Below are 19,192 nucleotides of genomic sequence, written 5' to 3'. Positions count from 1 at the left end.
GTCAGGCCTTCTGGCTGTGCAGGTTTTTCATCGCGCGGTTCCATTCACCGGCGAAGATATCCGGCAGCACGCCGAGGGCAAAGTCGATGCTGGCATCGAGTTTTTCCTGTTCGGCGCGTGGCGCACGACCCAGGACGAAATTTGAAACCATACTGGCAACGCCTGGGTGGCCAATGCCGAGCCGCAGACGGTAAAAATTATTCTGATTACCCAACTGCGCAATGATGTCGCGCAGGCCATTGTGGCCGCCATGCCCGCCGCCTAACTTGAGTTTGGCAACGCCGGGTGGCAGGTCCAGTTCGTCATGGGCCACCAGGATTTCTTCGGGTTTGATCCGGAAGAAGCCCGCAAGCGCCGCGACAGCCTGGCCGCTGCGGTTCATGTAGGTGGTAGGAATCAGCAGACGAACATCCTGACCCTGGTGCGAGAAGCGCCCGGTCAGGCCAAAATATTTGCGATCGGCCACAAGGTTCACACCTTGTGCGTGGGCGATACGCTCAACAAAAAGGGCCCCCGCGTTATGCCGGGTCTGTTCGTATTCGGCGCCTGGATTTCCCAGGCCAACGATCAGTTTAATGGCAGTCACGACAGGGGCCCTTCCTTTGGAGTTGTGGATAACATCGCCGCAACCTGTGTGCGGCGAAAGCGGTCAACAAAAGATCATTTACTCAAGAGTAAACGCCGCGTTATCGCCCGCTTTCTCGCTACGTTCCGGTCCGCGATGTTTCCTCAAGCTCCGACATTACAGAGTGAATTACTCTGCAGCGCCTTCTTCAGCTTCTGGTGCAACGCGTGGAGCGTGAACGTTTGCAACAGCTTTGTCATCACCGTGAGCCAGTGCAACAAACTCAACGCCTTTAGGGGCTTTGAGGTCGGACAGGTGAACGATGTCGCCGATTTCCAGAGCCGACAGGTCGACTTCGATGAACTCAGGCAGGTCTTTCGGCAGGCAGGTCACTTCGATCTCGGCAACAACGTGCGAAACTTCGCCGCCTTTCTTGACCGGAGCTTCTTCACCAACAAAGTGCACAGGCACGATAGCGGTCAGTTTCTGACCGGCTACTACGCGTACGAAGTCAGCGTGCAGCACGTGGCCTTTGGCTGGGTGACGTTGCAGGGCCTTGATGATGACGTTCTGCTTCTTGCCACCAACATTCAGCTCGATGATGTGGCTGTAGGCCGCATCGTTTTCGAGCAGTTTGGCGATTTCTTTGGCCAGCATGCTGATGGATTCAGGGGCTTTGTCGCCACCGTAAACTACAGCTGGAACCAGGCTTGCGAGACGACGCAGGCGGCGGCTCGCACCTTTCCCCAGGTCGGAACGCGCTTCAGCATTCAGAGTAAAATCGTTCATGTTGTATCTCCAAAATAACCACATTCGCCCCAGCGTTTGCGACCAGCGCTAAAGGCGATATGGGCAAAAAAGCCCCGCCCCAACAGAATGCTGGGGCGGGGCGCTTTTCGTCAGTGGGATGTTTCGTAAGGTTTGACCCTTATCGGAACATCGCGCTGATCGATTCTTCGTTGCTGATGCGGCGAACCGCTTCGGCAACTACCGGTGCGATATCCAGTTGACGGATACGCGAACAGGCTTGAGCTGCTGCGGACAACGGGATGGTGTTAGTCACCACCAGTTCGTCCAGCATGGAGTTCTCGATGTTCTCGATCGCTCGGCCCGACAGCACAGGGTGTGTGCAGTAGGCGAAGACTTTTGCTGCACCATGCTCTTTCAAGGCTTTCGCCGCGTGGCACAGGGTGCCGGCGGTGTCGACCATGTCATCAACCAGAATACAGGTACGCCCTTCGACATCACCGATGATATGCATCACTTCAGAGTGATTGGCTTTCTCACGGCGTTTGTCGATGATCCCGAGGTCCACGCCCAGGGATTTGGCAACAGCCCGTGCACGCACGACGCCACCAATGTCCGGGGACACGATCATCAGGTTTTCAAAGCGCTGGTCTTCAATGTCATCCACCAATACTGGGGAGCCGTAGATGTTATCTACCGGAATATCGAAGAACCCCTGGATTTGGTCAGCGTGCAGGTCAACCGTGAGAACACGGTCGATGCCTACCACGGTCAGCATGTCAGCAACGACTTTCGCGCTGATAGCCACACGTGCGGAACGCGGACGGCGATCCTGACGGGCATAACCAAAGTAAGGGATTACAGCTGTGATTCGAGTCGCTGAGGAGCGGCGGAAGGCATCAGCCATCACGACGAGTTCCATCAGGTTATCGTTGGTCGGAGCGCAAGTCGGCTGAATAATGAAAACATCTTTACCGCGGACGTTTTCATTGATCTCGGCTGTAATTTCGCCGTCGGAGAATTTACCGACAGAGATGTCACCGAGAGGGATATGCAGCTGACGTACGACACGTCGAGCCAGATCGGGGTTGGCGTTCCCCGTAAAGACCATCATCTTGGACACGCGCAGTACCTAGAGGCTGAGGGTAACCTGGATGAGTATTAGAAAATGGCAGGGGCGGCTGGATTCGAACCAACGCATGGCAGGATCAAAACCTGCTGCCTTACCGCTTGGCGACGCCCCTGTATCTGTTGCAACGAGTACCCAGTACTCGGTTCCTTTTAGAGCAGACTTTGAAGCTTGCGATGCAACATCGAAACGTTGCTTCCCTTTGCTACAAACCCTGTAAGGGTCTCTGTAAGAAGGGCCGAGACTTTATCAGCTTCAGCTTTGCTTGGGAAGCCCCCAAACACACAACTTCCAGTTCCGGTTAATTTTGCTTCGGTAAATTTACCTAACAAATTCAAAGCGTTACGTACCTCTGGATAACGCCTTGCTACAACCGGTAAGCAGTCATTTCGACTGTTTCCCTTGGGAACGGGGCGCACTTTAATGGGAGGAGAGTTACGTGTCAACAGTGGATCTGAAAAAATTTCTGCTGTACTTACAGATACTTGCGGAACAAGCACGACATACCAAGGCTCTTCGGGGTATTCCGGGGTGAGTTTCTCCCCGACGCCTTCGGCAAAAGCCGCGTGCCCACGCACGAAAACCGGCACGTCGGCGCCCAGTGTCAGGCCCAGCGTGGCCAGGCGATCGTGGTCCCAGCCCAGTTGCCACAAGTGATTCAAACCGAGCAGCGTGGTCGCGGCATTTGAGCTGCCGCCACCGATGCCGCCGCCCATGGGCAAAATTTTATCGATCCAGATGTCGATGCCGAGTGAGCAACCGGATTGCGCCTGAAGTTTTTTCGCGGCCCTGACGATCAGATTGCTGTCGTGGGGCACGCCTTCGAATTCGGTGTGCAGTTGGATCACGCCATCGTCGCGCACGGCGAAGGTGAGTTCATCGCCGTAATCGAGAAACTGAAACAGCGTCTGCAACTCGTGGTAGCCGTCTTCACGGCGACCCAGAATGTGCAGCATCAAATTGAGTTTGGCCGGGGAGGGCAGTGTCAAGGTGGTGGCGGTCACGTTATTGCCCCAGCTTGCGCGGTTGCCATTCCTTGATCACCAGCGTGACGTCAAGGTCGGTGCCATGCAGTTTGATGCGCTCGGGCAGCCAGTAGGCGCCCTGTTGCACATAGCTGAGGTATTCAACCTGCCAGCCATCCTGCTCAAGCGTGGCCAGGCGGCTGTCGCCGTTGAGGCTCAGCCTGCTTTTGCTGTCCGGCGCAGGCAGGCCGCGTACCCACCACACAAGGTGCGAAACGGGGAGCTTCCAGCCAATCTGTTGTTCCAGCAGTTCTTCCGGCGTGGCTGCCTCATAGCGGCCTTGATTGGCCACTTCCAGGCTCACTTGCCCTGGCCGGCCGGTCAGGCGCGCAGCACCGCGGCCAAGTGGCCCGGACAAACGGATATCGTAATAGTCCTGGCGCTGCAGCCAGAACAACGTGCCGCTGCCGGAATCTTTCGGCGCGCGAACCCCGACCTTGCCGTCGATCTGCCAGCCGTCGATGCTGCTGAGCTGCTCTTTGTGCTGTTTCCATTGCGCCGGGTTGCCCTGGCCTTCAACGGATTCACGACTGCCGATGCCCGCGCAACCGGCGAGCAGGGCGATGAAACTGAAAACAATAACGTGGCGCAAAAACATAAGCTTAAAGGGTCTCGGATCCGGTCAGGCGCTTGATGGTGCCGCGCAGGATGGGGCTTTCGGGTTGTTCCTTGAGGAATTTTTCCCAGATTTGTCGCGCTTCGCGCTGTTTGCCATTGGCCCACAGCACTTCACCCAGGTGGGCTGCCACCTCTTGGTCAGGGAAACGTTCGAGTGCCTGGCGCAGCAGGCGTTCGGCTTCGTCCAGATTGCCCAGGCGGTAATTCACCCAACCCAGGCTGTCGAGCACGGCCGGGTCTTCCGGGTTGAGCTTGTGGGCTTGTTCGATCAGCACCTTGGCTTCGGCGTAACGCGTGGTGCGGTCCGACAGGGTGTAGCCCAGGGCATTGAGCGCCATGGCATTGTCCGGGTCGCGCTTGATGATCAGGCGCAGGTCTTTTTCCATCTGCGCCAGGTCATTGCGTTTTTCCGCCTGCATGGCGCGGGTGTACAGCAGGTTCAAGTCGTCGGGGTATTGCAGCAAGGCTTGTTGCAGCAATTTCCAGGCGCGTTCGCCCTGCTTGTTGGCCGACAGTGTTTCGGCCTGGATCAGGTACAGCTGGATCGCATAGTCCGGTTCGGCATCACGTGCCGCCGCCAGGCGTTTTTCCGCTTCGTCGGTGCGGCCGTTGCTCATCAGGATATCGGCCTGACGCAGCTGGGCCGGCAGGTAATCGTTGCCGGGGCCGACCTGGGCGTACTCAAGCAGCGCAGCCTGCGGGTCGTTGCGTTCTTCCGCGATGCGGCCGAGGTTCAGGTGCGCCGAATCCACATGGCTTTCGCGCTCGATCAGCTCCTCCAGATAACCCTTGGCCTCGTCCCAGGCCTTGGCTTCCAGGCAGACCAGTGCCAGGGAGTAACGCAGCTCGTCGTCGTCGGGGTATTGCTGGACCAGGTTGGCGAACTGCACTTTGGCGTCTTCCATGCGGTCTTGCTCCACCAGCATTCGCGCATAGGTCAGCAGCAAGCGCTTGTCGCCCGGGTATTTCTTGATGCTTTTTTCCAGCAGTGGAATCGCTTCCTTGCCGCGATTAAGGTTCTGCAGCAAGCGTGCGCGCAGCAGAATCGGGGCGATCTCGCCGTCTTCCGGCGGGTTCTGCTCCAGCAGCTTGAGGGCGGCATCGGCTTCATCATCCTGCTGCAGCAGCAAGGCTTTGCCGAAAATCAGTTGGCTGTTTTTCGGATGCTTTTGCAGCAGGCGGTCAAAACTCTTCATCAAGCCATTGCGCGTGTCCTGGTCAGTGTCGGCAGCCGACAGCGCGAGGAAGTCGAAATGCGTGTCGCCCTTGCCCTGCAGGACTTTCTCCATATACACCATGGAGTCGTCATAGCGCCCGGCGCGTGCCAGTTGCACGGCCGCCGCACGTTGCGCTTCCAGGTCTTGCGGAGCGTTTTTCGCCCAGATCAGAGAAGTATCCAGCGCGGCCTGGTCAGCGCCCAGGTATTCGGCGATGCGAAACGCACGCTCCGAAATGCCCGGGTCCTGGGTGTTGATGGCCTGGGTCACATAGTTATCCAGGGCAATATCGAAACGATTGCGCTGGCCGGCGAGTTCCGCGGTCAGCAGGCTGTAGATCGTTTCTTCATTGAACGAGGAGTAAACCTTGGGCTTTTCAGGGGCTGGGGCGCTGTCTTCGACCGGCGGCGTACCGTCCGGCGACACGGGTGCCAAGGCCTGGCAGCCGCTGAGGAAGACAAAAGCAAGGAGCAACGCGGAAGATCTATTCATATAGGAAGAGGACGACTAACCTGCGGTCGGATCATCATGACACAAGCCTTCGGCCAAACATAACCGAGTCTCAGTGGGCGCCTTTATAGGCACAAGCTACTAGGACAATAGACGACGGTGGTTGTTCTGGATCTTTCGAAGTAGGACAATTGTCGGCTTCCCGACATCATCAGCGATATTGAATGGCCTTCCTCGCACTCGGTATTAACCACAAGACTGCAACCGTAGACGTGCGCGAGCGCGTGGCGTTTACGCCAGAGCAGTTGGTTGAGGCCTTGCAGCAGCTCTGCCGGCTCACCGACAGCCGCGAAGCTGCGATCCTTTCGACCTGCAATCGCAGCGAGCTTTATATAGAGCAGGAACATCTCTCAGCGGATGTGGTGCTGCGCTGGCTGGCCGATTATCACCATTTGGATCTCGAGGACCTGCGCGCCAGTGCATATGTGCACGAAGAGGATGCGGCAGTTCGTCACATGATGCGCGTCGCCGCAGGGCTCGACTCGCTGGTGTTGGGCGAGCCGCAGATCCTCGGCCAGATGAAATCCGCCTACGCCGTGGCCCGCGAGGCTGGCACCGTCGGCCCGTTGCTTGGGCGTTTGTTCCAGGCTACGTTCAATTCGGCCAAGCAGGTGCGCACCGATACCGCCATCGGTGAAAACCCGGTGTCCGTCGCGTTCGCCGCCGTCAGCCTGGCCAAACAGATTTTCAGTGACTTGCAGCGCAGCCAGGCGCTGCTGATCGGCGCCGGTGAAACCATCACCTTGGTCGCTCGCCACCTGCATGACCTGGGCGTCAAGCGTATCGTGGTCGCCAACCGCACCCTGGAGCGCGCGAGCATCCTGGCCGAGCAGTTTGGCGCCCACGCGGTGTTGCTCTCGGACATCCCGGCCGAGCTGGTGCGCAGCGATATCGTCATCAGCTCCACCGCCAGCCAGTTGCCGATCCTGGGCAAAGGCGCGGTCGAGAGCGCGCTGAAGCTGCGCAAGCACAAACCGATCTTCATGGTGGATATCGCTGTTCCCCGTGATATCGAGCCTGAAGTCGGCGAGTTGGACGACGTTTACCTCTATAGCGTCGATGATCTGCACGAAGTGGTCGCCGAAAACCTCAAGAGTCGCCAGGGCGCAGCCCAGGCCGCCGAGGAAATGGTCAGCACCGGCGCCGAAGACTTTATGGTGCGCCTGCGTGAGCTGGCGGCGGTCGACGTGCTTAAGGCGTATCGTCAGCAGGGTGAACGCCTGCGCGATGAAGAATTGATCAAGGCCCAGCGCTTGCTGGCCAACGGCAGCAGCGCCGAAGAAGTGCTGATGCAATTGGCACGTGGCCTGACCAACAAATTGCTCCACGCCCCCAGCGTTCAGTTGAAAAAGCTTACCGCCGAAGGCCGCCTCGATGCGCTGGCCATGGCCCAGGAACTCTTTGCCCTCGGTGAGGGCGCGTCAGATAGCTCTTCGGATAAAAAACCGCAATGAAAGCGTCACTGCTCAATAAACTGGACGTGCTCCAGGACCGTTTCGAAGAACTGACCGCCTTGCTCGGCGATGGCGAGGTCATCTCCGATCAGACCAAGTTCCGCGCCTATTCCAAGGAATACGCCGAAGTTGAGCCGATTGTGGCCACCTATAAAAGCCTGATGAAAGTGCAGGCCGACCTCGAAGGCGCCCAGGCGCTGCTCAAGGACAGCGACCCGGACATGCGTGAAATGGCCGTGGAAGAAGTCCGCGAAGCCAAAGAGAAGCTGGCCGAGTTGGAAGGCGACCTGCAGCGCATGCTGCTGCCCAAAGACCCGAACGACGGGCGCAACGTGTTCCTCGAAATCCGCGCCGGCACTGGTGGCGACGAGGCGGCAATCTTCTCCGGCGACCTGTTCCGCATGTATTCGCGCTACGCCGAGCGACGTGGCTGGCGGGTCGAGATTTTGTCCGAGAATGAAGGTGAGCACGGTGGCTATAAAGAAGTCATCGCCCGGGTCGAAGGTGACAACGTCTACGGCAAGCTTAAATTCGAGTCCGGCGCGCACCGCGTGCAGCGGGTTCCGGCGACTGAATCCCAGGGCCGTATCCACACCTCGGCGTGCACCGTGGCCGTGTTGCCCGAGCCGGACGAGCAGGAAGCCATTGAGATCAACCCGGCGGACTTGCGTGTCGACACCTACCGTTCGTCGGGCGCCGGTGGTCAGCACGTGAACAAGACCGACTCGGCGATCCGGATCACCCACTTGCCGTCGGGCATCGTGGTCGAATGCCAGGAAGAGCGTTCCCAGCACAAAAACCGTGCGCGGGCCATGTCCTGGCTGTCGGCCAAGCTCAACGACCAGCAGACCAGCGCCGCCGCCAACGCGATTGCCAGCGAGCGCAAGCTGCTGGTGGGCTCGGGCGACCGCTCCGAACGCATCCGCACCTACAACTTCGCCCAAGGCCGGGTCACCGACCACCGGGTCAACCTCACGCTTTACTCCCTCGACGAAATTCTCGCCGGCGGCGTTGATGCGGTGATCGAGCCTTTGCTGGCCGAATACCAGGCCGATCAATTGGCGGCGATAGGTGAATAAATGACCATTATTGCCAGCCTCCTGCGCGCCGCTGACCTGCCTGACTCGCCCACCGCGCGTCTGGATGTGGAACTGTTACTGGCCGCTGCCTTGGGCAAATCGCGCAGCTACTTGCACACCTGGCCGGAAAAAATCGTCAGCAGCGAAGATGCGCTGACCTTTGCCGATTACCTGCAGCGTCGCCGCACGGGTGAGCCGGTGGCCTACATCCTCGGTCAGCAGGGTTTCTGGAAGCTCGACCTGGAGGTCGCGCCGCACACGCTGATCCCGCGCCCGGAAACCGAGCTGCTGGTGGAAGCCGCCCTTGAATTGTTGCCGGCCACGCCTGCCAAGGTCCTCGACCTGGGCACCGGCAGCGGCGCGATCGCCCTGGCCCTGGCCAGCGAACGCCCGGCCTGGCAGGTCACTGCCGTTGACCGTGTGCTCGAAGCCGTAGCCCTGGCCGAACGCAACCGCCAGCGCCTGCACCTGAAGAACGCCACGGTGTTGAACAGCCATTGGTTCAGCGCGCTGCAAGGCCAGCGCTTCGATTTGATCATCAGCAACCCCCCTTACATTGCCGATAATGATCCGCACCTGGTGGCAGGCGATGTGCGCTTTGAACCGGCCAGCGCCTTGGTGGCGGGCCATGATGGGCTGGACGATCTGCGGTTGATCATCGCCCAGGCCCCAGCCCACTTGAATACCGGTGGCTGGCTGCTGCTCGAACACGGTTACGACCAAGCTGCGGCGGTACGTGATTTGTTGTCGGGTGAGGGCTTTGAAGAGGTCCACAGCCGCATCGACCTCGGCGGCCACGAACGCATCACGTTGGGGCGCCGCCCGTGCTGACCGACCAGGAGCTGTTGCGCTATAGCCGACAGATTCTGTTGCAACATGTCGACATCGAAGGCCAGCTGCGTCTTAAAAACGGCCATGCGCTGATTGTCGGCCTCGGCGGCTTGGGTGCGCCAGTCGCGTTGTACCTGGCCGCTGCCGGCGTGGGCGAGTTGCACCTGGCAGACTTCGACACTGTCGACCTGACCAACCTGCAACGCCAGATCATCCACGACACCGACAGCGTCGGGCAGGCCAAGGTCGATTCGGCCATGCGTCGCCTGGCCGGCATCAACCCCGAAATTACGTTGGTCGCCCATCGCACTGCGCTGGATGCCGATTCACTCGCCGCCGCAGTGGCCGCGGTAGACGTGGTGCTCGATTGCAGCGACAACTTCGCCACCCGTGAAGCCGTCAACGCCGCTTGTGTTGCGGCTGGAAAACCATTGGTCAGCGGTGCGGCCATTCGCCTGGAAGGGCAATTGTCAGTGTTCGACCCGCGCCGCGACGAAAGCCCGTGCTACCACTGTTTATATGGGCACGGCAGCGACACCGAGCTGACCTGCAGCGAAGCCGGTGTGGTCGGTCCGTTGGTCGGGCTGGTCGGCAGCCTGCAAGCACTGGAAGCGCTGAAGTTGCTGGCAGGCTTTGGTGAACCCTTGGTGGGGCGCTTGCTACTGATCGACGCCTTGACCACGCGTTTTCGCGAACTGCGCGTCAAGCGCGACCCCGGCTGCAGCGTTTGCGGGACGGCCCATGCTTAAGGACGCGCCCATCGGTGTGTTCGATTCCGGCGTCGGCGGCCTGTCGGTGCTGGATGAAATCCAGCAGTTGTTGCCCCATGAGTCGCTGCTGTACGTGGCTGATGGCGGGCATATCCCCTACGGTGAAAAATCCCCGGCGTTCATTCTTGAGCGTAGCCGTTTGGTCGCCGAGTTTTTTCGTGAACAAGGCGCCAAAGCCTTTGTGATTGCCTGCAACACCGCAACCGTCGCCGCCGTGGCTGATTTGCGCCAGGACTATCCCGACTGGCCTTTGGTGGGTATGGAGCCGGCGGTCAAGCCAGCCGCCGCTGCCACCCGCAGTGGCGTGGTCGGCGTGCTCGCCACCACCGGCACATTGCAAAGTGCCAAGTTCGCAGCATTACTCGACCGCTTTGCCACCGACGTGCGGGTGATTACCCAGCCGTGCCCGGGCCTGGTGGAGTTGATCGAAACCGGTGACCTCAATAGCACCGGGCTGCGCCAGCTGTTGCAGGGCTATGTCGACCCGCTGCTGAGCGCCGGTTGTGACACCATCATCCTCGGCTGTACCCATTACCCCTTCCTCAAGCCGCTTCTGGCACAGATGCTTCCCCCTAGCATCATCCTGATCGACACCGGCGCTGCCGTGGCGCGTCAGCTCAAGCGTCTGTTGGGCGAACGTAACCTGCTGTCGCCCGGCAAGCCTGAGCCAGCGCAGTTCTGGACCAGCGGCGACGTCGATCACCTAAGAAATATCCTACCGACACTCTGGAAATCTCCCGGTGTTGTGCGTAATTTTGGCTTGTGAAAAATTCGTGAAACATCGCGGTTAGAAGCTGAACTTCTGGCATCGCGCAAGCTTCTATAGCGTTAGCCTGTACAAAACCATACGACTTCGATCTCAAAGGATGTGCTCTTATGAAGCGCTTGTTCTGTTTGGCTGCGATTGCGGCCGCTGTGGTGGGACACTCAGTTTCGGCCCAGGCCGCCGGCCTGGAATTTGGGGTGGGGGGCACCAGCGATTCGACCATGACCTATCGATTGGGGCTGACGTCGGATTGGGATAAAAGCTGGTGGCAGAGTGATACGGGCCGACTGACCGGCTATTGGAGCGGCGCTTACACCTACTGGGATGGCGACAAACGCGCGAGTGTCAGCAGCCTGTCGTTCTCGCCGGTGTTTGTGTACGAGTTTGCCGGGGAGAAGGTCAAGCCCTATATAGAAGCCGGGATCGGTGTCGCGGTGTTTTCACGTACGCGGGTTGAAGACAACAACATCGGCCAGGCCTTCCAGTTCGAAGACCGACTGGGCTTTGGTTTGCGCTTTGCCGGTGGGCATGAAGTGGGCATTCGCGCCACGCACTATTCCAATGCGGGCATCAGCAGCAATAACGACGGGGTAGAGAGCTACTCGTTGCACTACACCTACCCGTTGTAACTCTCAAGCCTGCGCAAAACCATGTGGGAGCTGGCTTGCCTGCGATGCAGACACCTCGGTTTATCAGTTACACCGAAGTGATGCTATCGCAGGCAAGCCAGCTCCCACATTTTATATCCACCACATGTTGGATCAGCGATACGCCGTCGCAATGCCCTGGCGCTCTTCCAGGCACTCCGGCGCACCCATCTCGAATTCCCGACAGATCAACGGCCGCCGCTCGTAGATCGTGCACATCATCGTGTCCCGATCCAGCGCCGCGCACCAGCCGTCATCCAGGCGCAGCATCACTTCACCGCCCCAGTCGTCGGTATCGATATAGCGTTGCGGCACACCCGTGTCGGTAATCAGCATGACTTCCAGCTGGCAGCAGCAGGCCGCGCACGTCGAGCAGGTGACGGCGGGGTCGGTGATTTGAGTGTGGGGGATGTTGGTCATAGGCGCGCAGTGTAAGGCAAGCGCGCTGGGTGCGCATGAATGCTCTGACGGACGTCAGTGGCCAAGCTGTCGCGCCACCCAGTGCATGACGGGGAACAGGATCGCCCAAAGCAGCGCCAGGCCGATCAGTGTCAGTGTTGTGTCGTAGCCGAAACGAACACCGGCCAATTGGCTGCCGGCGTAGTAAGACAACGGCCCGCCCACCGCACCCAGCAGGCTGGCGCGCCACCAGGGTTGTGCGCTCCAGGCCAGGCAATGGCGCAGCGTAGTCGCGAGCAGTGCCCATAGCATGATTAGCCAGAAGGGAATCAGCGGCCCTGGAAAACCGAAGTGAAACACGCCAAAGGTACGCAACGAGGTATCGACCACGGTGCCCAAAAGGGTCACGGCCAGGAGCACTTGGCCGTCTTCAGACCATGAGCTTGTCCACAGCAGGTGGATGACCAGCACACCAGCGCCCCCCCATAACCAACGGGTGTCACCGCCCAGCACACAGGCAAACCAACCGCACTGGAACAGCACGGCATTGGCCAGCGTTTTAAGCACTGAAACGCCCGAGCAACGGCGGGTTGATCGCCGCAGGCTTGGCCAGCAGCAACTGCGCGGTACCGATCGTTCGCTCCATAAACCCACCTTCGCAGTAGCACAAGTAGAATTCCCACAGGCGCAGGAAGTATTCATCGTAGCCCAACTCGGCAAGGCGGCCATGGGCGCGACGGAAGTTCTCATGCCACAGGCGCAAGGTGCGCGCGTAGTGCAAGCCGAAGTCTTCCATGTGCAGCAGGTTCATGTCGGTGTCGCGGCTGACGATCTGCAACATGTTCTGCACGGAAGGCAGGGCGCCACCGGGGAAAATATAGCGCTGGATAAAGTCGACGCTGTTCTTGGCCTGCTCAAAACGCTGCTCACGAATGGTGATGGCTTGCAGCAGCATCAGGCCGTCGCTTTTGAGCAGGTGCGCGCATTGCTTGAAGTAGGTGGGCAGGAAGCGATGGCCGACCGCTTCGATCATCTCGATGGACACCAGCTTGTCGTACTGACCGGTCAGGTCGCGATAATCTTGCAGCAGCAGCTTCACCTGATCCTTGAGGCCCAAGGCCTCGATGCGTTTTTCGGTGTAGGCAAACTGTTCTTTGGACAAGGTCGTGGTGGTGACCTTGCAGCCATAGTGCTGCGCCGCATACAACGCCATGCTGCCCCAGCCGGTGCCGATTTCGAGCAAATGGTCAGTGGGTTTGAGCGCAAGCTTCTGGCAGATGCGTTCCAGCTTGTTCAACTGCGCCTGTTCCAGGCTGTCGTCGGGCGTCAGAAACTGCGCCGCCGAATACATCATGGTCGGGTCGAGGAATTCCTCGAACAGGTCGTTGCCCAGGTCATAGTGGGCGGCGATATTTTTCTGCGAGCCCTTGCGGGTGTTGCGGTTAAGCCAGTGCAGGCCTTGGGTGAACGGTCGCGCCAAGCGCGCCAGGCCGCCTTCCATTGCGTCAAGCACATCAAGGTTGCTGACCATCACACGCACCACGGCGGTGAGGTCCGGGCTGCTCCAGTAACCGTGGATAAACGCCTCGCCGGCGCCGATCGAGCCATTGGCGGCCACCAAGCCCCAGACCGCCGAATCGTGGATCTGGATTTCGCCCAACAAATGCGCTTCGCGTGCGCCGAACACCTGGCGTTCACCCTCTTCAATCACTACCAACTGGCCGTGGCGCAGTTGGCTGAGCTGGCGCAGCACACCTTTGCGCAACAGCGCACTGGTCACGCCGTTGACGTTCAGGCGGTTGGTCTTGACCGATAAGCTAGGGGATTTCATGGCGGCGATCCTTGGTATACCCGACTGCGGTGCGAGAGGCGCCATCGGCGGCCTGATGGGAAAAAATCGGTGTGCGTTTGAGCAACAGGCGCATGGCTTGCCAGTAAATCGCCAGGCAGGTCTTGGCGGTCATCCACGGGAAGCGCCACAGGTAACGGTGCAGGCTGGCGCGGGTCAGCGTTTCTTTTTGCAGGCTCAAGGTGGCGTCGAAGACTTTTTGCGTGCCCTGCCAATCGGCCATGTGCACACCAAGCCTGTCGGCCGGCGGGCTGAAACTCATGCGGTATTCCAGGTCGCGGGGTAAAAACGGCGACACATGGAACGCCTTGGCCACGGCGAAGTGCTGGTGTTCCTCGGCGCCGAGCGCCTGGGCCGGCAGCACATAGTGGTAACGCTCGCGCCACGGGGTGTTGGTTACTTCACACAGGATCGCGGCCAGTTGCCCGTCGGCCTCGAAGCAGTAGAAGAAACTCACCGGGTTAAAAGCCAGGCCCCAACTGCGGGCCTGGGTCAGTAGGCAGATAACGCCCCGGGGCTCGCGCCCCAGTGCCTTGCCGACTTCCTGGCGCACGGCATCGCTCAAGCTCATGCCGTGACGTGTGAATTCACGCAGGTAGTCCTGCTGGCGAAAGCCGAAGGGCGCCAGGCGGCTGTTGCCGGCCAGGGGTGATAGGCCGAGCACTTCGTCTTGTTCGCTCAAGTCCAGGTACAGCAGGCCGATGCGGTAGCGAAAGGCGTGGGCCTTGGGCGCAAACCGGCGATGGGCGATCCAGCCGCTGTACAGGGCGCTGTTCATAGGGTTTCGCCAAAGGCCTGGGCCACGCGTAATGCGCTGCTCACGCCGTCTTCATGAAAACCGTTGGCCCAGTAGGCGCCGCAGTAAAAGGTGTGCCGCGCACCGTGCAATTCTTCCCAGCGGTTTTGTGCGGCCACTGCCGCCAGGCTGTATTGCGGATGCGCATAGGTGTAGCGCGCGAGGATCTTCAGCGGGTTGATCATCGGCGTCTGGTTGAGGCTGACGCAAAAGGTGGTGTCGCTGTGGATGCCTTGCAGGATGTTCATGTCGTAAGTGACGGCCGCCTGGGTTTGCGCGCTGCCGCTCAGGCGATAATTCCAGCTGGCCCAGGCCAGTTTGCGATCGGGCAGCAGGCGCGTGTCGGTGTGCAGCACCACGTCATTGTCGGCGTAGGGCAGGGCACCAAGAATGTCCTGCTCAGCCTGGCTCGGGTCGGCCAGCAACGCCAAGGCCTGGTCGCTGTGACAGGCGAACACCACGCGGTCAAAGGTCTCGCTGCCGGCGAGGCTGTGGATAACCACGCCGTCGCCTGTGCGTTCGACTTTATCCACAGGGCAGTTCAGGCGGATCTGCTCGCGAAAACTGCGGGTCAAAGGTTCGATATAACTGCTGGAACCACCTTCGATCACGCACCATTGCGGCCGATTGTTCACCGACAGCAACCCGTGGTTCTTGAAGAACCGCACAAAGAACTGCAACGGAAAACCGAGCATGTCCGCCAGCGACATCGACCAGATCGCCGCGCCCATCGGCACGATGTAATGGCGGATAAAGCGTGGGCCATAACCCCCGGCCTCGAGGTAGTCGCCCAGCGTCATATCGGCACTGATGCGTTGCTCTTGCAGGTCCAGCGGTGCCTGGCGATTAAAGCGCAGAATGTCGCGCAACATGCCCCAGAATCCCGGCGAGAGAATATTGCGGCGCTGGGCAAACAGGCTGTTGAGGTTATTACCGTTGTACTCGAAACCTGCGTTCTGGTCGCACACCGAAAAGCTCATTTCGGTGGGCTTGAAGGTCACGCCAATCTGCCCGAGCAGACGGATGAAATTAGGGTAGGTCCAGTCGTTGAACACGATAAAACCGGTGTCCACGGCATAGGGTTTACCTTTGACCGTGACGTTGACCGTGTGGGTGTGCCCGCCAATGCGCTCGCCCGCCTCAAACAGCGTGATGTCGTGGCGCCGACTGAGCAGGTAAGCGCTGGTCAGCCCGGCGATACCGCTGCCGATGATGGCGATCTTCACAGGTCGTCCTTCTTCGGTGGCGGGCTGCGCAGCATGCGTTTGCCGATAATCAGTTGCGCGCGGTTGGGCAGTTTCGACAATGGCCACAAGGTGGCGATAAACATCGCGGGGAAGGCGATTTCCAGCGGGCGCTTTTCCAATTTGGCGAAGATATGCCGCGCAGCCTTTTCGGCGGACCAGCTCAGCGGCATCGGGAAATCATTGCGTTCGGTCAGCGGGGTGTCGACAAAGCCCGGGCTGATCACCGTGACGTCGATGTTCTCCGGCGACAGGCTGATGCGCAGCGATTCGAACAGGTAACGCAGCCCGGCCTTGGACGCGCCATAGGCTTCGGCGCGTGGCATTGGCAGGTAGGTCACGGCGCTCGCAACGCCGACCAGATGTGGGGTGAGCCCTTTGCGCAACAGCGGCAGTGCAGCTTCGATGCAATAGCTGCTGGCAAGCAGGTTGGTGCGCACCACGTGCTCGACGATGGAGGAGTCGAATTGCCGGGCGTCGACATACTCACAGGTGCCGGCGTTGAGGATCACCGTGTCCAATGAACCCCAGACCTCGCCGATGCGTTCGCCGATCTCGCGCACGGTCTGGCTGTTGGTCAGGTCGCCGGCTACCACCAGCACTTGGCCTGGATAACGCTGGGCGAACGCTTCCAGCGGGCCTTTGCTGCGCGAGCTGAGCGCCACATGCGCGCCACTGTTGAGCAGTTCGACGGCCAGTGCGGCACCGATGCCACTGCTGGCGCCGGTCAACCAATAACGGCGGGGCGGTACAAGGCTCATCCCATTCTCCTTTTTAGCCAACTGACCACACGGCCGACTACCGGTAAGTGTTCATAGAGCAACGCGCCCGCATCGAAATAATCGCGATGGCGGTAGACCTTGTCGCGCCACATCAGGTGCGAGCAACCTTCCACCCGGATTACCTTGCCATTGGCCAGGCGCGGGTGGCAAAAACTCATTTTCCAGCGCAGGTAGCCTTCACCTTCGGCGACCTGGTCGAAGCCATGGAAGTCAAAACGCAACTGGCTGATGTTGCTGTACATCTCGGTGAAGTAACCGCGCAAAGCGGGCAGCCCATGCACTTCGTGCAGCGGATCGGTGAAGGCAATGTCCTGGCTGTACAAGCTGTCGAGCAGGTGCAGGTTGTGCTTGTCCAGCGTGGTAAAGGCTTGGGCGAACCGGTGCAGGAAGTCACTCATGTTCGGCGACCTCCTGGCGTGAAGGCAGGTTGCGGAAGGCGGCGAGGGCGCGCTCGCGGGATTTTTTCAGGTCGACAATCGAGCGTGGGTAATCTGCCGCGCCGAACAGGCCACCGGCGGCTTCGGGGTTGTGCACTTCTTTTTTGTTCAGCGCCGCCAACTCTGGCAGCCAGTGCTTGATGAACACCCCTTCGCTGTCGAACTTTTCCGACTGGCTCAACGGGCTGAAAATCCGGAAGTACGGTGCCGCGTCGGTGCCGGTGGACGAACTCCACTGCCAGCCGCCGTTGTTGGCGGCCAGGTCGCCGTCGATCAAGTGGCGCATAAAGAAGCGCTCGCCTTCGCGCCAGTCGATCAGCAGGTTCTTGGTCAAAAACATCGCCACCACCATGCGCAGGCGATTGTGCATCCAACCGGTTTCCAGCAGTTGGCGCATGGCTGCGTCAATGATCGGCAGGCCGGTGCGCGCTTGCTGCCAGGCGGCCAAGTCCTTGGGCGCATCGCGCCAGGCCAGTGCCTCGGTTTCGGGGCGGAACGCACGGTGGCGTGAGACCCGTGGGTAACCGACCAGAATGTGTTTATAGAACTCGCGCCACAGCAACTCGTTGATCCAGGTGATGGCGCCGATATCGCCGCTTTCGAACTCGCCCTGGTTGGTTTGCAGGGCGGCGTGCAGGCACTGGCGCGGCGAGACCACACCGGCGGCGAGGTAGGCCGAGAGCTGGCTGGTGCCGGGTTTGGCCGGGAAGTCGCGTTCGTCTTTGTAGTAGCTGATCTGTTGGTCGGCGAAGGCGTCGAGGCGACGCCGGGCTTCTTCTTCACCGGCGGGCCAGAAAGCGCGCAAGGTTTCGCTGGGCGGCGCGAAACCGTCGACCTGATCCGGGATGGCGTCGCTGTGCACATCCTGCGGTGCCTGTTGTTGCGGCGTGGCCACCAGGCGCGGCAAGGCGCTGTGCAGGCGGCTGTAGCAGACCTTGCGGAACTGACTGAACACCTGAAAGTAAGTGCCGGTTTTGGTCAGCACGCTGCCGGGTTGGAAAAACAGTTGGTCGAGGTAGCTGTGGAACGTCACACCGTCAGCCTCCAGGGCGTTGGCTACGGCCACATCGCGACGGCTCTCGTGGATGCCGTATTCCTCGTTGACGTGCACCGACTCCACTGACAGTTCCCGGCACAGTTTGCCCAGCACGGCGGGCGCCTGGTCCCAGGTGTCGGCGGTGCGAATCAGCAAGGGAATGTTCAGTTCGCCAAGGGCCTGGCTCAGGTGCTTGAGGTTACGCAGCCAGAAATCGACTTTGCAGGGTGCATCATCATGGGCCAGCCATTGCTGCGGCGTGATCAGGTACACGGCGGCAACCGGGCCGCGCTGGCAGGCGGCGGCGAGGGCGGTGTTGTCGTGTAGGCGCAAGTCGGTGCGCAGCCAGATCAAATGCATTTAGACAATTCCACGCTGGATCAGTAACTGGTGGGCTGACAAGGGGTCTTCGGCCACGAACAATTCAGGAGTGTCACGGGTTAATACGGCTAACTCGTCCTGGTGGATGCATACCGTTGGTCCGGCAATCAAAATTGGGCAACTGATGCCGCCCAACAGTTTGCCGAGTGCCGACAAGTGGAGGGCTTTGCTTGAGTACAGCAGCACCGCACGCGGTTGCAGGTGTTCCACGGCCAGGGCCAGTTCGCCGGTCGGCAAAGGCCAATCAAAAACCTCCACGGGGCAGTCGGCGCTGCTGGCCAGCCAGGCGCTAAGCCACAGGTGTGGCTCCAGGGGCACGTCTGACTGGTTGACCAGCAGCAACGGCGCGCCCTGGAGCTGGCGGTTGTTGTGGTAAATGCGCGCGCCGAACTTGCTGCGCAGCCAGGACAGAAAAAACACTCGCTCCATTTGCGCGCCGAACTGGCCCTGCCAGCGTTGCTCCAGCGCGTTGAGCAGCGGCAGCATCAATTGCTCACACAAGGTGCGCGGCGGGTACAGCGCCATGGCCTGGTTGAACAGGTCGTCGACCCGGCGTTCGGCCAATTCGCTGATTACGGTGAGCAGTTTATGACGCAGCACATGCCATTCATTTTCGACGCTGTCGGGGCTGGCCTGGGCGGAATCGATCAAGCCTTTGACCTGGCTGACCGGCACACCACGGTTGAGCCAGGTCAGAATGGTGTGGATGCGTTGTACATGTTCGGCGCTGAACAGCCGATGGCCCTTGGGCGTGCGCTGGGGCACGATCAGGCCATAACGGCGCTCCCAGGCGCGCAGGGTCACGGCGTTGACGCCGGTCTGGCGCGCCACTTCGCGAATCGGCAGCCAGCCGTCTTCGATGGCTTGGGCGATGTCTTCGACAGGGTCGTCTTGCAGGGCAGGTGTCATG

21 protein-coding genes and 1 tRNA gene are annotated in these 19,192 nt (G+C 60.1%); 6 read left to right on the top strand and 16 right to left on the bottom strand.

Going from position 1 to position 19,192, the window contains the following annotated elements:
- Nucleotide 1: 1 nt before the first annotated feature.
- From pth to AB4P96_RS28005, 7 genes are all read right to left on the bottom strand, one after another.
- Nucleotides 2-586, bottom strand: a complete 585-nt coding sequence (gene pth, locus AB4P96_RS28035; protein WP_010213318.1) for an aminoacyl-tRNA hydrolase — start codon at nt 584-586, stop codon at nt 2-4.
- A gap of 168 nt (nt 587-754) precedes the next feature.
- The gene (locus tag AB4P96_RS28030; protein WP_017137642.1) at nt 755-1,354 is read right to left on the bottom strand and encodes a 50S ribosomal protein L25/general stress protein Ctc; all 600 of its coding nucleotides are present in this window, start codon (nt 1,352-1,354) and stop codon (nt 755-757) included.
- A gap of 139 nt (nt 1,355-1,493) precedes the next feature.
- Nucleotides 1,494-2,435, bottom strand: coding sequence for a ribose-phosphate pyrophosphokinase (locus tag AB4P96_RS28025; protein WP_003208392.1), 942 nt, complete (start codon nt 2,433-2,435; stop codon nt 1,494-1,496).
- 46 nt (nt 2,436-2,481) lie between these two features.
- A tRNA-Gln gene (locus AB4P96_RS28020) sits at nt 2,482-2,556 on the bottom strand.
- Between the two features lie 37 nt (nt 2,557-2,593).
- Nucleotides 2,594-3,397, bottom strand: coding sequence for a 4-(cytidine 5'-diphospho)-2-C-methyl-D-erythritol kinase (gene ispE / locus AB4P96_RS28015; RefSeq protein WP_178110933.1), 804 nt, complete (start codon nt 3,395-3,397; stop codon nt 2,594-2,596).
- 49 nt (nt 3,398-3,446) lie between these two features.
- Nucleotides 3,447-4,064, bottom strand: a complete 618-nt coding sequence (gene lolB, locus AB4P96_RS28010) for a lipoprotein insertase outer membrane protein LolB (RefSeq protein WP_017137640.1) — start codon at nt 4,062-4,064, stop codon at nt 3,447-3,449.
- Nucleotides 4,065-4,068: 4 nt separating this feature from the next.
- On the bottom strand, nt 4,069-5,793 hold the full coding sequence (locus AB4P96_RS28005; RefSeq protein ID WP_017137639.1) for a tetratricopeptide repeat protein: 1,725 nt from the start codon (nt 5,791-5,793) through the stop codon (nt 4,069-4,071).
- 182 nt (nt 5,794-5,975) lie between these two features.
- On the opposite strand from AB4P96_RS28005, the gene hemA reads away from it, so the two are divergent.
- The 6 genes from hemA (at nt 5,976) to AB4P96_RS27975 (ending at nt 11,340) form a co-directional block, all read left to right on the top strand.
- A complete protein-coding gene (hemA, locus tag AB4P96_RS28000) occupies nt 5,976-7,265 on the top strand; it encodes a glutamyl-tRNA reductase (protein ID WP_017137638.1) in 1,290 nt (429 codons plus the stop codon).
- Nucleotides 7,262-8,344, top strand: coding sequence for a peptide chain release factor 1 (gene prfA / locus AB4P96_RS27995; protein ID WP_099549221.1), 1,083 nt, complete (start codon nt 7,262-7,264; stop codon nt 8,342-8,344). The genes hemA and prfA overlap by 4 nt, the downstream gene beginning before the upstream one ends.
- Entirely contained in the window at nt 8,345-9,175 is an 831-nt protein-coding gene (gene prmC / locus AB4P96_RS27990; protein WP_138454213.1) for a peptide chain release factor N(5)-glutamine methyltransferase, read from the top strand.
- Nucleotides 9,169-9,924, top strand: a complete 756-nt coding sequence (locus AB4P96_RS27985) for a molybdopterin-synthase adenylyltransferase MoeB (RefSeq protein ID WP_017137635.1) — start codon at nt 9,169-9,171, stop codon at nt 9,922-9,924. Before prmC ends, AB4P96_RS27985 begins: the two co-directional genes overlap by 7 nt.
- A complete protein-coding gene (gene murI / locus AB4P96_RS27980; protein ID WP_177033719.1) occupies nt 9,917-10,711 on the top strand; it encodes a glutamate racemase in 795 nt (264 codons plus the stop codon). The genes AB4P96_RS27985 and murI overlap by 8 nt, the downstream gene beginning before the upstream one ends.
- Before the next feature lie 110 nt (nt 10,712-10,821).
- Nucleotides 10,822-11,340, top strand: a complete 519-nt coding sequence (locus AB4P96_RS27975; protein ID WP_017137633.1) for an acyloxyacyl hydrolase — start codon at nt 10,822-10,824, stop codon at nt 11,338-11,340.
- A 132-nt stretch (nt 11,341-11,472) separates the two neighbouring features.
- Here AB4P96_RS27975 and AB4P96_RS27970 read toward each other — a convergent pair whose 3' ends face one another.
- From AB4P96_RS27970 to AB4P96_RS27930, 9 genes are read right to left on the bottom strand one after another with little or no spacing between them, the layout of a single operon-like run.
- The gene (locus AB4P96_RS27970) at nt 11,473-11,778 is read right to left on the bottom strand and encodes a YkgJ family cysteine cluster protein (protein ID WP_395600323.1); all 306 of its coding nucleotides are present in this window, start codon (nt 11,776-11,778) and stop codon (nt 11,473-11,475) included.
- A gap of 54 nt (nt 11,779-11,832) precedes the next feature.
- On the bottom strand, nt 11,833-12,324 hold the full coding sequence (locus tag AB4P96_RS27965) for a DUF2878 domain-containing protein (RefSeq protein WP_017137631.1): 492 nt from the start codon (nt 12,322-12,324) through the stop codon (nt 11,833-11,835).
- A complete protein-coding gene (locus AB4P96_RS27960) occupies nt 12,317-13,588 on the bottom strand; it encodes a cyclopropane-fatty-acyl-phospholipid synthase family protein (RefSeq protein ID WP_099549226.1) in 1,272 nt (423 codons plus the stop codon). The genes AB4P96_RS27965 and AB4P96_RS27960 overlap by 8 nt, the downstream gene beginning before the upstream one ends.
- Complete coding sequence (locus tag AB4P96_RS27955) at nt 13,575-14,384, bottom strand: DUF1365 domain-containing protein (protein WP_017137629.1); 810 nt, start codon at nt 14,382-14,384, stop codon at nt 13,575-13,577. Before AB4P96_RS27955 ends, AB4P96_RS27960 begins: the two co-directional genes overlap by 14 nt.
- Entirely contained in the window at nt 14,381-15,628 is a 1,248-nt protein-coding gene (locus AB4P96_RS27950; RefSeq protein WP_176991535.1) for an FAD-dependent oxidoreductase, read from the bottom strand. The genes AB4P96_RS27955 and AB4P96_RS27950 overlap by 4 nt, the downstream gene beginning before the upstream one ends.
- Nucleotides 15,625-16,407 (bottom strand): SDR family oxidoreductase, encoded by a 783-nt coding sequence (locus AB4P96_RS27945; RefSeq protein ID WP_017137627.1) that lies wholly within the window; start codon nt 16,405-16,407, stop codon nt 15,625-15,627. Before AB4P96_RS27945 ends, AB4P96_RS27950 begins: the two co-directional genes overlap by 4 nt.
- On the bottom strand, nt 16,404-16,826 hold the full coding sequence (locus tag AB4P96_RS27940; protein ID WP_017137626.1) for a nuclear transport factor 2 family protein: 423 nt from the start codon (nt 16,824-16,826) through the stop codon (nt 16,404-16,406). Before AB4P96_RS27940 ends, AB4P96_RS27945 begins: the two co-directional genes overlap by 4 nt.
- A complete protein-coding gene (gene phrB / locus AB4P96_RS27935; protein WP_017137625.1) occupies nt 16,819-18,261 on the bottom strand; it encodes a deoxyribodipyrimidine photo-lyase in 1,443 nt (480 codons plus the stop codon). Before phrB ends, AB4P96_RS27940 begins: the two co-directional genes overlap by 8 nt.
- Nucleotides 18,262-19,191 carry a MerR family transcriptional regulator gene (locus tag AB4P96_RS27930; protein ID WP_395600322.1) on the bottom strand — a complete coding sequence of 310 codons (930 nt, stop codon included), beginning with the start codon at nt 19,189-19,191 and terminating at the stop codon, nt 18,262-18,264.
- Nucleotide 19,192 lies beyond the last annotated feature (1 nt).

Origin of the sequence: Pseudomonas sp. B19125 (genome assembly GCF_044218855.1) — a bacterium.
Lineage (GTDB): Bacteria > Pseudomonadota > Gammaproteobacteria > Pseudomonadales > Pseudomonadaceae > Aquipseudomonas > Aquipseudomonas edaphica.
Note: the sequence above shows the minus strand (reverse complement) of the source record. Positions and strands in the feature narration are given on the sequence as shown.